We start from the raw sequence: 12,295 nt of genomic DNA on the forward strand, positions 1-12,295 counted from the left end.
TTTTCTTCCTTTACATGCGCACGCCGCCTCGGCGACCCTCTCCCTCCCCGCTTACGATGAGGCGTTTTTCGGCTTGAACTGGCAGGCAAAAAACGGATAGAGCATCTGCTTGTTGTGGCACGTGGCGCATATGCGATTATCGAAATCCCGGCCATCCCATTGGTCGCAGGTGTCGAACAGGTTTATATACGGCGATCCGGGGCCGAAAAAACTCGATCCGCCGACCGAGGCGTCCAGTTCCCCCTCCGACAATTCCCGCAACTCTGCCTTTGCAGCCATGAAAGCTTGCTCGTCTTCGGGAGACATCTCCACGCCGAACTCAGCGCATGCCTCGCGCAACTCCTCAATCGTCTGGATACGCGCGGTGCGCTCCATCATCTCCTGCTCGGTTGCCGCCATGATGATTACCCCTTTCTCGTCCGACCGCGCGTCGCGACCGGTGTCTGCGAATCAGTATGGGAACCGCTTCTGCCGTCCGCAAGCCGCCGCGAACGAACGACCGATTACAGCGAACGAACGCTCGTGCATGGAGCCGAACGAAGCAGGGCAGATGGGCATTACCCGACCGAAGCAAAATCGGGCTAAGAAGAAGGAGCGTCGAATCACAACCCAAGAAGCGCTGCTATTCTCACAGGAGCTAAGGGACGAGGAGAAAACCGGCAAAATTGTTGCCGTCTGGCTCGCGCTCACCACCGGCATCAGACGCAGCGAAGCGCTGGCGCTCGTGTGGGACGATATCGACTTGGAGGGCAAGCGCCTTCATGCACGACGCCAGTTCGGCAAGGAGAAAACACTGGATCTTCTATCACGGATTCGAACTTCGTACCATAGCTGGAAATGAGCTTTTGTGACCTTCCATAGAGCTATTTAAGAAAGACGGGATATCCGAAAAAGATGGAGAGATCATCCTGAAGTTGCTTAGCGGTGCTAAGCAACTTGCAAAATAATTGTACATGGCCAAAACCAACGATGCGACTTCTCATACAACGGCCCTGCACATCTATTTACAGCTCATTTGTAAGCTCACTCACCCTGATCCCTAGCCCATCAGCAATCCTGCAAAGATTCTCGATGCCTATATTGCGGCGACCGTTTTCGACGTCCACAAGATAGGTGTGCCCAACGCCGATCATAAGAGCAAAACGACGCAGAGAGATACCTTGAGCCTCGCGCTCCTTGCGTATTCTTTGTCCTAGCTTGATTTTACGCTCATTCATATCCATGCAGTCAAGGTATGTGCTACTATACGGCTGGTGGTATCAAATTTATGACCAGTTATTAGGAGGAAAAGGATGTTGCATGTAAGAACAAGGCGCTCGAACAGCACCTCATTCGCGGTGCTCTGTTCGTTTGCGCTCGTTGCGAGCATGGCGCTTCCAATAATGGAAGCAACCCCGTCATACGCGAATGAGAACGAGAACGATCAACTTGAAGCCACGGAAGATACGTCTCGCGAAGCTTTCAACGGCGAAACGGATGAGGAAACGAGCGCCCTCGCAACAAATGAAGAGGCGATTGAGAAAGGCGTCGATGCTGCGGTTTCTGCCGAGGCCGAGATCCCGGCAGAAACACTGGCAAACGCTTCGGTGCCAAGCAACTCGATTCTGGGAGGCTTGGGCGATCTCAGCAACATAGCCGGGATCGCCATCACCAGTGATCCCACCGTCACTCAAAACATCCCCGTCCTTGTGCTTAATAGCAGAGACAATGTCTTCCAATGGGATCCCAGCATCGTAGCTAGCGGCCAGCTCAACGGAGCGAGCGTGCCCGCCGGTTCCAAAGTCGCCATCCTCGCTCTGCCTAATATGAGCGGACAGGACACCTCGTATCATCAAAGTTATTCGCTCTACGTTGACGGTAATGAAGTAACCAATGGCTTTGGTACTATCGAGCTGACGCTACCCCTTTCCAATAAGAGCGGCGGCATGTTTTTTCCTTGCGACGCAGAAGTGACAACCGGCGATGGTAAGACCTTCGAAGTCACTTCGTCTTCGAGCGGCCATATCACATTTCAGGCCACTGACATTTCTTCCGTAGATGTGCAGGTTAAGACCGTTTACGCGCTTCCCGACGAGCTGGCCGTCATCAGCGACCCGAGCGCCACCCAGTCCATTCACGTTGTCAGGACTCAATATAATCCCAACAGCAACCAGCAAAGCTACACCGCCGCCCCCGACTCTTTCAGTGCGACGGGGAAGCTTGACGGCGTAAACGTTCCCGCTGGTTCCAAGGTCGCCCTCGAGGTGGTTTACGCAGATGGAACCGGCCCTGCAAACGATCTTCAGTACGCCGTATGGAGCACGAAGCTTCTCGTCAACGGTCAGGGCGTGACAAGCGATTTCGGGACGGTCACGCTCACTATGCCTGTATGGATTAACGAGGGCTGGAACAAAGACTTTCCTCGCAAGGTGAAAATTGAGATGGCCGACGGTTCCACGCAGGAGCTTGTTTCTGACGAGAACGGCTTTGTCACCTTTACCGTCAGCAGCTTAGGCGAGATCACGCTTCACACAGGCGACCCTGTATCGGATTCCGGAGCAGCAGGGACTGACGGCGAGAACAACACCCAGACAAGTGTCGACGGCCAATCGCCGGACGACACCAAGTCCGAGAATAGCGAAATAACCCCGCTTGCCCAAACGGGCGACACCCCGCTTGCGCTGGCAGTGACCGGTTTGGCCGCAGCCGCTTTCGCGGCAGTCGCGTTCGCGGGAAACCGAGTTAAAAAGGCCAAGCAATAAGATCGGCAACCTATTAGGTTTTATGAGAAAGGGAGGCTCGCGCCTCCCTTTCTCTTTCTCCACCTCTATCCTTGAATACTTGCTTCAAGCCCATTGGGTCGGCATGGAGCTAACCGTGAAAGACGGTGATTACTATTATGTTTTCGATTCCCCTTGACCTACCTTTGGTTCGAATTCTCTCTGGTTGCCGTCAGCTCAAGAGGTCTCGGAATTTGGTCGTTTTGCGGAAAGCCATTCTTCCGGAACAACGGCGGTAAAAGGCGCAAATACTGCGACAGTCTCAGTCGCAACAATGCAAAAACAAACGTGACGCCAGAAGGCGCGAGCCCGAAAACGGATAAACGCTTTGCGTTCCTCAAAATAGTCATGCTCGTAATTGAGGTGGCGGCCTCGCCAAGCTGCTGTTTAACTGAAAAGCGCCGCCCTCTGTGGACGGCGCTCTGCTGGAAACACACGGCTATTTCAGCCTAAAGGTAGACACTTTATAGGCGGCATCGTCGATCTGATGCTGAGACGGTGATCCGATTGCGTATCCATCCGGAGATTCCCGGTTGAACGTCCTGAAGAACACCTCAGCGGCAAACCGTGCTCCCAGCGATCCTGACCCAATGGCGGAAGGCGCGGGGATCATGGGCGCAAAGCGGCACCCATGACAATTCTGGAAGGCGTTTTACGCGCGGGTTCGCCTCGTCAGCGAAGGAAACCCCAGGTGGCGAGAAATCCCCGTGTTCCTCGCCTGCCGATACCATCCCTGAAATTGTCATGGGTGCCGCTTTGCGCCCACGTCGGGGCTGGCCGGCGGGAGGCATCCGTCAAGATGGTTTCGTATCCCTCGGGTTATAGGCAAGAAAGTGTGTCCGTTTTAGGGGTGTAAGGGCAGGTCAAACCCTCGATAAACCATCGTTTAAATTTCGGAGGCAGGTTTAAGTGCCTGGCAAGAATGTGTGTCCGCTTTCGACTTGACACCGCAGGTCAGAGGCCGTAAACCGCCCTCTTAAATTCCGTGGTTCAATCACGGGATGAAGAAGATACTGTGCCCTGCGTGCGGGGGCGACACGAAACGCAACGGGAAGACCTCGTCGGGGGCGACTCGTTGGCGCTGCAAGGCATGCGGCGCATCCACCACGCAACGTTACGACAACGAGCCTAAACTGCTAGAGCTGTTCCTGAGGTGGCTGCTCTCGAAAAAGACCCAAGGCGAGTTCGGCATGCCCGGACGCACCTTCCGGCATCTCACGAATAAGTTCTGGGACCTGTGGCCCGTGGCTCCTGTCTGTGACGAGGTCCACCACGTGGTGGAGGTGGATGGCCTTTGGCTGGGGCGCGACGTCGTGATTATGATCGCCTGCACCGAGAAGCACGTGATCGGCTGGCATCTAGCGAGAAGCGAGAACGCGCAGGCGTGGGCGGCGCTCATGGCGCGCATAGCCCCTCCCGACGTCGTGATTACCGATGGCGGAAAGGGGTTCGAGAAGGCGAGACGCGCCGTGTGGCCGAACACACGCGTGCAGCGCTGCGTCTTCCATGCGTTCTGTCAGGTGAAGCGCCAGACCACGACCAGGCCGCGGCTCCAGGCGGGCGTTGAGCTCTATGGCATCGCCAAGAAGCTCATGCGCATAGGTAGCCTCAACGAAGCTGCGGAGTGGCTTGCGGGCTTCTCTAATTGGTGCACGGCATGGGAAGGATTCCTAAAGGAAAAAGAGGTGGTTGACGGGCGGATCCGCTACAAGCACGAGAGGCTGCGCACTGCGCGCGGCGGGCTTCTGAAGCTTTGTAGGGCCGGTACCCTATTCACCTATCTCGACGAAGGCTTGCTCGAGGGAGGACCTGTTCCGGCGACTACGAACAGGATCGAAGGCGGCGTGAACGCCCAGATCCGCCACATGCTGCGAGAGCATCGGGGATTGAGGCTGACGAGGCGCGTCAAGGCGGCGTTCTGGTGGTGCTATATGGACCTTGAAGCCCGTGCAAGCCCGAAAGAGATCCTGAAGGAAATGCCGACGGACGTCCTGATTGCTGAGTTTTATCGAGCAGCTGCCGAAGCTAGCGAAAAAGATGAAGCGGTGGGGCGCTGGGGCACTGCTGTGCAATGGAATGACCTGCATGCAAGCGGCCCTTATCGCATGGATTACGATTAGGCTCTGGACACACTTTCTTGCCTATAACCCTATCCCTCCCTTTCCTTTGAAAAACACAATCGACACAATATAGAATAAAAGCAGGCGCTGACGGTTTTGGGAGCAGCATGATCCTCACGTGCAGGGAAGCGCTCGGCAAGCTGGGAAGCAGGCGCTACGCGAGAAAGGCTGTGTCAACCGGACAGCTCCACCCCATAGGCCCAGCGAAGTCGTCGCACCGCTACTGGATCAGCAAGAGCGCGGACGAGGTCGCGCGCTGGCTGCCCAAGTTTCTTCACAGCGTTCGTCAATGACTCTTTTGGTCGCCAAGAAGGACAGCGCGCTTTTTGCGTGACAAGAAAAAGTTTTGACGGTAGAATGGCGGCTGCTTGGCGGTCGAACCGACAAAAAAGATCAGGCCTAAGCCTGATCTGAGATTACTGGTCGCGGGGGCAGGATTTGAACCTACGGCCTCCGGGTTATGAGCCCGGCGAGCTACCAGACTGCTCCACCCCGCATCGTTATGTTGCGCCTACCTCTCCTGCCCGAAGTGCCTTCAAACAGGAAAAGCGGCAAGAAAGAATATTACCCGTCTGCCTTAACGAACGCAAATCATTTCTCAGTGATTCACAAGGTCTACACGTTTTTAACTCGATCGAAAGCGAACTCCTGACCCTTGACGGCGCGGCGAGCCTCGCAGCGTACATGAATACAAGCCACGCCCTATCGCACCCCATACTCGGCGTCCTCTTAATCAACGCGAGCCTCGGACTGCTCGACATCCTCCTTGCAATAGCCGCCGTAACGCATGTAGTACTTGGCATCTTCGAACGCGAACATGCCCGGCTCCTGCTTGCGAACCCACTTCTTGAGAGGCGTCTCCGTAAGCGGCACGCACACGCAGCACATGACAGCGAACAACACCAGACACCACAGCCAATCGGTTGCCGTGACGCCTGCGATATGCGCGATCAGGTACGCTGCGGCCGGCAAGAACATCATGAGCGACGTGGCGAGCCCCGTATGGTAGATGGTCTTCTTGCCCTTGTCACGATACCAGAGGTAGGTGGCGACGCCGCCCGCCGTATGGGCGAACAGCTCCATGACGCACAGCAGGATGACGCACAGCGCAACCGCGTTCGACAGAGGTACGAAGAAGCAGAGCGCTGCGTAAATGAGCGGGATCCACTGCAGCCCCACGTTGGTGACCATATCCGTGAGCCGGCTCATGGGATAACGCGTCGGATCGTAGAGGCTCTCGTCTTTCGGACGAAACACGCTCGTGTTGTAAAACCAATGAAGACCGCCGGGGAACTTCCACTCCTCGAGCACGTGGAAGGCCATGATGAAAGCCACGAAAACGCCCGCTTTGCTGCCCAGAGGCATGACATCCCAGAAGACGGCGGCAAGCACCGCCACCACCGTCGCCGTGACGCACAGGAACACGATCCACTGGTTATCGCACCATCTATCTAGTTTCTTTGCGAAATTGCTTGCCATTTGTCTACTCGCTTTCCTACTTCGCTTTCTTCGCTTTGCCGAAGAGACCCTTCGGAACGCTGCCGGGATCTGCCGCTGCGGCAGCCTTGCGCTCTTCCCAAACCTTCGCAACGTACTCGCGCTTGTAACCCCAAAGCTCTCGCTCTTCGAACGGATCCTTAGAATCGCGGTCATGCATGAAGAGGATCGGCAAGCCGAACGAGATGCCCAGCAGCACGAGCGAACCGGGGATGCCCCACCAAAGCTGATTAGCGGCTTCCGGCATGAACGTCAGCACGTACCATATGAACACGATGGCGACGGGCAGCTGCAAGAACACCGCCGCGAAAAGACCGGGGTTGTACTTGGACTTCAAGCGCATGTTGAGCACGATGCCATGCGCCGGAATCTGCCAGAGACCCTGGAATATCTGAGCCGCGGCAAGCCAAATGAGCTGCGGGAAGAAGATCGGAACGATATAGCATAGATAGCACAGGACGACGTTGCTGACGAAGCACTGGCGCTGGTTCAAGATATAGCGATCCGGACGCTCGATCTCGTTGAAGACGATCATGTTCGAGATGAGCGGAAAACCGCCCGGCCAGGCATACTCTTCGAACTGATGCACCAACATGCCCATCCAGCTGAAGATGAGCAAAACCTGCACGTAGTCAAGGGCGGCGCTGCCCCAAAGCCCCATAGCGAACGCGAGGATAACGAAAGCGACCCCTCCGATGTAGTACCAATACCTCTGCCAGAACTTCATGCGAACCGCCTCCTTCAACTGCTGAGAACTGAGTTTTGGCGTATTGACATCTCGCTATGGTTTGTACAATAGTAAACACAACGGTTTGTAGTCAACAGACTGTTGATAGACAAATGTCGCATGCTCAACGCACTATGCAGTATTTGATTTGAAATGAACATTCGAAGCATTTTTGTCGAGGGAGCGCTTGATGGAGAACCAGAGGATACGCCTGAGCAAGACGCTGTTGAAAAACGCACTCGTGCACCTGCTCCAAAAGAAGCCCTTGAACAAGATTTCAGTACTCGAGATATGCGAGACCGCCCAGATAAACCGCACTACTTTTTACAAGTACTACGGAAGCCAAACCGACCTGCTCAACGAGATCGAGAGCGATTTTCTTGCGCAGCTCGACGAAAGCCTTGCACTCATCCCCGAACAAGAAGGCGCCGTAGCGTCTGTGCTCGCCAACCTCTACGAGCAGCGCACGACCTTCTGCACGCTCGTGCGGGCCATCCCGAGCCACGAATTCGCAACGCACCTCTTCTCCCTGCCGGGCATCAACGGGCTCTTCAAAAACCTCGCCATCGCCAGCAGCTGCACGAAATCGCAGACGCAGTATACGCGCGAGTTCATCTTTCAGGGCACCTTCGCCGTCCTCTGTAGCTGGCTGAGCAGCGAAAACCCCGAACCCGTTTCTGAAATCGCCGAGATGCTGGAGCTTCTCAAGGACAAGCTCTTATAACCGGCGCGGCATACCGGTTAAACGGAAACGAGCGCACTCCATGTCGGACGACAGCGGGCCCGCGCGATTGCGCGGGCCCGCATGGCAGAACGGGTTTCGACGAGGACGTTAGTCTTCCTCGGGCACCGTCTCGCTGACGGAGGCGTTCGTGATCAGGATCAGCGACGCCACAGAAGCGGCGGCCTGAAGCGCCGTGACCGTAACCTTCGCCGGGTCGGCGATGCCACGGCCGATCATGTCGCCGTACTCGCCGGTCATACAATCCAGACCCTGGCCCAGCGGCAGCTCCTTGACCTTCTCAACGGCCACGTCGCCGCGATAGCCCGCGTTCTCCGCCAGGGCGCGCAGCGGCACCTCCAGCGCCTTGCGCAGAATGTCGATACCCAGCTGCTCCTCGGCGTTCTCGCATACGAGGCCGTCCAGCGCGGACGCGGCCTGCAGCAGCGCCACGCCGCCACCGGCCACCAGACCCTGCTCTGCGGCCGAGCGGGTAGCCAGCAAAGCATCCTGGATACGGCTGCGGATCTCGTTCATCTCGGACTCCGTGGCGGCGCCCACTTCCATGACCGCGATACCGCTGGACAGCTTGGCCAGACGCTCGCGCAGAACGTCGCGGTCGTAGTCGATCTTCTCCGTTTCGATCTGCGCGCGCAGCTGATCGCAACGCTGCTCGATAGCCTCGGGCTTGCCCTTGCCGCCCAAGATGGTGGTACGGTCCTTGGTGATCTGCACGCTGGCGGCGCGGCCGAGCATGCTCTTGCGCGCATCGGCCAGCGTCAGGCCGCGATCGGGCGTGATAACCTCGCCGCCGGTGAGGATGGCCAGATCCTCGAGCTCAGCCTTGCGTCGATCGCCCAGAGCCGGCGCCTTCACCGCAACGCTGGTCAGCGTGCCGCGACGGCGGTTCACCAGCAACGTGTTCAGCGCCTCGCCGCGCACGTCTTCAGCGGCGATCAGCAACGGATGACCGGACTGCATGACCTCTTCCAGCACGGGCACGATGTCTGCGAAGTTGTCGCCCAGACGCTGGTCGGTCAACAGGATGTAGGGCTCGGTGAGCTCGCCTTCCAGGCGCGCCGGGTCGTCGGCCATGTACGGGGAGATGAAACCGTTGTCGAACATCATGCCCTTGAGGATTTTCACCTCGATGCCGAAGTTCTGAGACTTCTCGACCGAGATGACGCCGTCACGGCCGATGGCATCCATAGCCTCCGCGATCTTCTCGCCGATCTGGCGGTCGCCCGCGGAAACCGTCGCGATCTCGGCGATCTGCTCACGCGTGGTAACCTCGACGGCGTTCTTGAGAACCTCGTCGGCCACCACGTCGGCAGCGCGCTGGATGCCGCGGCGCAGCGCCAGCGGATCGGAACCGGAGATGACGCAGCGTACTCCCTCGCTCACGATAGCGTCGGAAAGGATGGTCGCCGTCGTGGTGCCGTCGCCCGCGTCGTTGTTCGCGGCGATGGCGGCCTCGCGCACGATCTTCATGCCCATGTTCTCGATGGGATCTTCAAGATCGACATTGGCGGCCACCGTGGCGCCGTCGTTGGAAACGTTGGGCTTCTCGTGCTCCTTCTGCATGGCGACGTAGCGCCCCTTCGGGCCGATCGTCACCCTCACGGCGTCGGCCAGCTTGTTGACGCCGGCAGCCATCTTCGTACGGGTTTCGTTGTCGAACGCAATGTCTTTGGACATAGTCTGGTTCCCTTCTCATCGGTGTGCGGCGCTTCGCCATCACCGCGCGCACGATAGGCGCCTCTGCCGCTCGGCTGAAAAACCACTGACCCGAGCATGCGGAAGCTCATAAAAATCACTGTCGAAAAAGTTAGCACTCTTTTGCTTCGAGTGCTAGTCATAACAAGCTTTTTCCTCGTGACGAATGGAAAGCAGCGCTTTTTTGAAGGGCTTCGAACCTCTTGCCAATCGGAAGGCTCAGCACCGAAGCCTCGAAAGCGGCACCCAGAAACATGCTTCTGCCTAATGCGCCGCGAACGCCGATGCTCTACAATCAGGAGTTGCGCGATGCTGGCCGAGCGTTCAACTCGAAGCCGTTTCGCACCGCGCCGCCGAAACAGCACGACGCGAAGGAGCGCCTCCATGGCAGTGATCGATGCCCATGCTCACATATATCCCAACAAGATCGCCTCGCGAGCGGTCGACGCCGTGGGCGACTTCTACCTCATCGACATGTTCGGCGAAGGCACGGTGGAGCACCTGCTGTCCGCGCAGCAGCATGCGCCCATCACGCACTTCATCGTGCATTCGGTGGCCACGACGCCGGGCAGAGTGGAGTCCATCAACAACTTCATCGCCGAGCAGTGCCGGCAGCATCCCGAGTTCATCGGGTTCATGGCTATGCACCAGGACTATCCCGAGCCCGAGAAGGAAATCGAACGCGCCATCGGCCTGGGACTCAAGGGCATGAAGCTGCATCCCGACACGCAGCACGTGAACATGGACGACCCGCGACTCATGAACGTGTACGAGATGATAGAGGGGCGCCTGCCCATCGTCATCCACACGGGCGACTACCGTTACGACTACTCGCATCCGCGCCGCCTGATGAACGTGCTGAAAACGTTCCCCGACCTCGTGGTGGACGCGGCGCACTTCGGTTGCTGGTCGCGCTATGAAGTGGGCTACGACATCCTGCATAACGCCGACAACCTGTTCGTGGACGCGTCGAGCTCCCAGTTCTTCCTGGGGCAGCGCCGCACGGTGGAGCTGGCGCGCATGTGGGGCACCGACCGCATCATGTTCGGCTCGGACTACCCCATGTGGAGCCCTGCGGCGGAATACGACCAGTTCGTCACCGCCGGCTTCTCGGAGGACGAGCTGGAGAACATGCTGTGGCACAACGCCGAGCGTTTCGCCGGCGTGAAGGTGGGATAGCGCACGCAACAAGAAGCCCCGCCATTGCTGACGGGGCCTGAAGTCGTTTAGCTTTCGTCGCTTTCCGGAGCGTGCTCGAGCACCACCCGAATCTTGTCGATGCGGTGGCGGTCCATGTCGACTACGGTGAACGTGGCCCTGTCGTCGCCGTCCTCGATGGTCACGGAATCGCCCTCGTCGGGGATACGGTCGAACACGGTGAGCAGCAGGCCGCCCGCCGTCTCGCATTCCTCGGACTCGAGAGGCTCGAAACCGATGAGCTCGCCCACCTCGTCGATGGGAAGCGAGCCGTCGATGAGGTAGCTGCCATCGTCCAACTGCACGATCTCGTCCGAGCCGCCATGCGCGTACTCGTCGTCGATGCGGCCGACGATCTGCTCCATGATGTCGCTCATCGTAACGATGCCGGCCGTGCCGCCATGCTCGTCGATGACCACGGCGATTTTCGTGCGCTTCTCCTGCAGCGTTTGCAGCAACTTCGCGATGGGCACGCCTTCGGGTACGGCCTGGATCATGCGAACGCGCAGGTCGTCGACCGTCGCGTCCTTGGGCATCGTGTAGAGGTCCTTCACGTGCACGAAGCCGACGATGCGGTCCTTGCTGCCGCGGCACACCGGGTAGCGCGTGTACTTGTACTGCAACACGGTCTGGAGACTCTCCTCCAGCGGATCGTCGAGGTCGATGCACACCACATCGGTGCGCGGCGTCATGATGGCCTCGGCGTCTTTGTCGCCCAGGTCGAAGATGTTGTCCACGTATTCGTTCTGCTCGGGGTCGATGAGTCCGCTTTCGGTGCTCTCGTCGATGAGCAGCTTGATCTCCTCGTCGGTGTACACCTCGTGTTCGTTGGCCACGTCGTGGCCCAGCATCTTCATGACGCCGTTCGTAATGCTGTTGAACAGCCACATGACGGGGTACGTGATGCGGTAGAACCACACGAGCGGCGTGGCCGTGAACAGGGCGTAGCGCTCGGTGGAGAAGATGGCCAGCGACTTCGGGATGAGCTCGCCCACCACGATGTGCAACGCGGTGATGATGACGAAACCGATGACGATGGAGATGCCGTGCGTGGCCGCCTCGGGCACGTTGAGTGCCTTGAACAGCGGTTCGAACAGGGCTGACACCGCAGGCTCGCCCAACCAGCCGAGGGCGAGCGAGGCAAGGGTGATGCCCAGCTGGCAGGCTGACAGGTAGGCGTTGACGTTGTCGGCGACGAGCTTGGTGTACTTGGCGCCCTTGCGACCCTCGTCCACGAGGATTTCGACTTGCGACTTGCGTACGCGCACGAGCGAGAACTCGGCGGCGACGAAGAACGCATTCATGAGCAGGAAAAACAGAACGAGCAGCAAACTGAGTGCTATGGGCATAATTGCGGATGGTCCTCCTTTATATGACTATTCGCCATGTAATCGTACGGCATCCGTCCATCTGGTCATACACCCGTTACCGGAAACCCGCAGGTTTCCACAAGTGGGGTTGAAGCCATCCGCCTATGGAGGAGCGACCCAGGAATCCAGAAGCCTCGCAAAGACGCATCATCGCCCCAAAAACACGCTCCAGCGACTGAGGCGTGTTT

The 12,295-nt window shown here is 58.1% G+C and carries 11 protein-coding genes and 1 tRNA gene; 5 read left to right on the plus strand and 7 right to left on the minus strand.

Annotated elements, in window-relative coordinates; genetic code table 11:
• Positions 1-51: 51 nt before the first annotated feature.
• On the minus strand, positions 52-399 hold the full coding sequence (locus tag ELEN_RS14815) for a hypothetical protein (protein WP_009608461.1): 348 nt from the start codon (positions 397-399) through the stop codon (positions 52-54).
• Between the two features lie 127 nt (positions 400-526).
• On the opposite strand from ELEN_RS14815, the gene ELEN_RS14820 reads away from it, so the two are divergent.
• Positions 527-841 (plus strand): site-specific integrase, encoded by a 315-nt coding sequence (locus ELEN_RS14820; protein ID WP_041691682.1) that lies wholly within the window; start codon positions 527-529, stop codon positions 839-841.
• A 163-nt stretch (positions 842-1,004) separates the two neighbouring features.
• On the opposite strand, the gene ELEN_RS16705 is transcribed toward ELEN_RS14820, so the two are convergent.
• Positions 1,005-1,223: a helix-turn-helix domain-containing protein gene (locus ELEN_RS16705; RefSeq protein ID WP_114522555.1), complete on the minus strand. Its 219-nt coding sequence runs from the start codon at positions 1,221-1,223 to the stop codon at positions 1,005-1,007.
• 159 nt (positions 1,224-1,382) lie between these two features.
• On the opposite strand from ELEN_RS16705, the gene ELEN_RS14825 reads away from it, so the two are divergent.
• Together ELEN_RS14825 and ELEN_RS14830 are read left to right on the plus strand one after the other, a co-directional pair.
• The gene (locus ELEN_RS14825; protein ID WP_143924750.1) at positions 1,383-2,741 is read left to right on the plus strand and encodes a hypothetical protein; all 1,359 of its coding nucleotides are present in this window, start codon (positions 1,383-1,385) and stop codon (positions 2,739-2,741) included.
• A 1,019-nt stretch (positions 2,742-3,760) separates the two neighbouring features.
• A complete protein-coding gene (locus ELEN_RS14830; protein ID WP_009307321.1) occupies positions 3,761-4,879 on the plus strand; it encodes an IS256-like element ISEle1 family transposase in 1,119 nt (372 codons plus the stop codon).
• 420 nt (positions 4,880-5,299) lie between these two features.
• Here the strand turns inward: ELEN_RS14830 and ELEN_RS14840 are convergent.
• From ELEN_RS14840 to ELEN_RS16025, 3 genes are all read right to left on the minus strand, one after another.
• A tRNA-Met gene (locus ELEN_RS14840) sits at positions 5,300-5,376 on the minus strand.
• Positions 5,377-5,608: 232 nt separating this feature from the next.
• The gene (locus ELEN_RS14845; protein ID WP_015761481.1) at positions 5,609-6,358 is read right to left on the minus strand and encodes an HXXEE domain-containing protein; all 750 of its coding nucleotides are present in this window, start codon (positions 6,356-6,358) and stop codon (positions 5,609-5,611) included.
• Positions 6,359-6,374: 16 nt separating this feature from the next.
• Complete coding sequence (locus ELEN_RS16025) at positions 6,375-7,103, minus strand: HXXEE domain-containing protein (protein ID WP_015761482.1); 729 nt, start codon at positions 7,101-7,103, stop codon at positions 6,375-6,377.
• A gap of 190 nt (positions 7,104-7,293) precedes the next feature.
• Between ELEN_RS16025 and ELEN_RS14860 the strand changes: the two genes are divergently transcribed.
• Positions 7,294-7,827, plus strand: a complete 534-nt coding sequence (locus tag ELEN_RS14860; RefSeq protein ID WP_015761483.1) for a TetR/AcrR family transcriptional regulator — start codon at positions 7,294-7,296, stop codon at positions 7,825-7,827.
• Between the two features lie 108 nt (positions 7,828-7,935).
• Here the strand turns inward: ELEN_RS14860 and groL are convergent, their stop codons facing one another.
• The gene (groL, locus tag ELEN_RS14865) at positions 7,936-9,522 is read right to left on the minus strand and encodes a chaperonin GroEL (protein ID WP_015761484.1); all 1,587 of its coding nucleotides are present in this window, start codon (positions 9,520-9,522) and stop codon (positions 7,936-7,938) included.
• Positions 9,523-9,924: 402 nt separating this feature from the next.
• Here groL and ELEN_RS14870 point away from each other — a divergent pair, with 402 nt between their 5' ends.
• On the plus strand, positions 9,925-10,719 hold the full coding sequence (locus ELEN_RS14870) for an amidohydrolase family protein (RefSeq protein ID WP_015761485.1): 795 nt from the start codon (positions 9,925-9,927) through the stop codon (positions 10,717-10,719).
• 47 nt (positions 10,720-10,766) lie between these two features.
• Here the strand turns inward: ELEN_RS14870 and ELEN_RS14875 are convergent, their stop codons facing one another.
• Positions 10,767-12,086 (minus strand): hemolysin family protein, encoded by a 1,320-nt coding sequence (locus tag ELEN_RS14875; RefSeq protein ID WP_009305323.1) that lies wholly within the window; start codon positions 12,084-12,086, stop codon positions 10,767-10,769.
• Positions 12,087-12,295 lie beyond the last annotated feature (209 nt).

It is taken from the genome of Eggerthella lenta DSM 2243, from assembly GCF_000024265.1.
In the GTDB taxonomy this organism is placed as follows: domain Bacteria; phylum Actinomycetota; class Coriobacteriia; order Coriobacteriales; family Eggerthellaceae; genus Eggerthella; species Eggerthella lenta.

What these genes read in the sequence shown, in the direction of transcription:
- ELEN_RS16705 (WP_114522555.1), bottom strand. Translation starts at nt 1,223, where the DNA reads ATGGATATGAATGAGCGTAAAATCAAGCTAGGACAAAGAATACGCAAG.
- ELEN_RS14825 (WP_143924750.1), top strand. Translation starts at nt 1,383, where the DNA reads ATGGAAGCAACCCCGTCATACGCGAATGAGAACGAGAACGATCAACTT.
- ELEN_RS14845 (WP_015761481.1), bottom strand. Translation starts at nt 6,358, where the DNA reads ATGGCAAGCAATTTCGCAAAGAAACTAGATAGATGGTGCGATAACCAG.
- ELEN_RS14870 (WP_015761485.1), top strand. Translation starts at nt 9,925, where the DNA reads ATGGCAGTGATCGATGCCCATGCTCACATATATCCCAACAAGATCGCC.
- ELEN_RS14875 (WP_009305323.1), bottom strand. Translation starts at nt 12,086, where the DNA reads ATGCCCATAGCACTCAGTTTGCTGCTCGTTCTGTTTTTCCTGCTCATG.
- ELEN_RS16025 (WP_015761482.1), bottom strand. Translation starts at nt 7,103, where the DNA reads ATGAAGTTCTGGCAGAGGTATTGGTACTACATCGGAGGGGTCGCTTTC.
- ELEN_RS14830 (WP_009307321.1), top strand. Translation starts at nt 3,761, where the DNA reads ATGAAGAAGATACTGTGCCCTGCGTGCGGGGGCGACACGAAACGCAAC.
- ELEN_RS14815 (WP_009608461.1), bottom strand. Translation starts at nt 399, where the DNA reads ATGGCGGCAACCGAGCAGGAGATGATGGAGCGCACCGCGCGTATCCAG.
- ELEN_RS14860 (WP_015761483.1), top strand. Translation starts at nt 7,294, where the DNA reads ATGGAGAACCAGAGGATACGCCTGAGCAAGACGCTGTTGAAAAACGCA.
- ELEN_RS14820 (WP_041691682.1), top strand. Translation starts at nt 527, where the DNA reads ATGGAGCCGAACGAAGCAGGGCAGATGGGCATTACCCGACCGAAGCAA.
- groL (WP_015761484.1), bottom strand. Translation starts at nt 9,522, where the DNA reads ATGTCCAAAGACATTGCGTTCGACAACGAAACCCGTACGAAGATGGCT.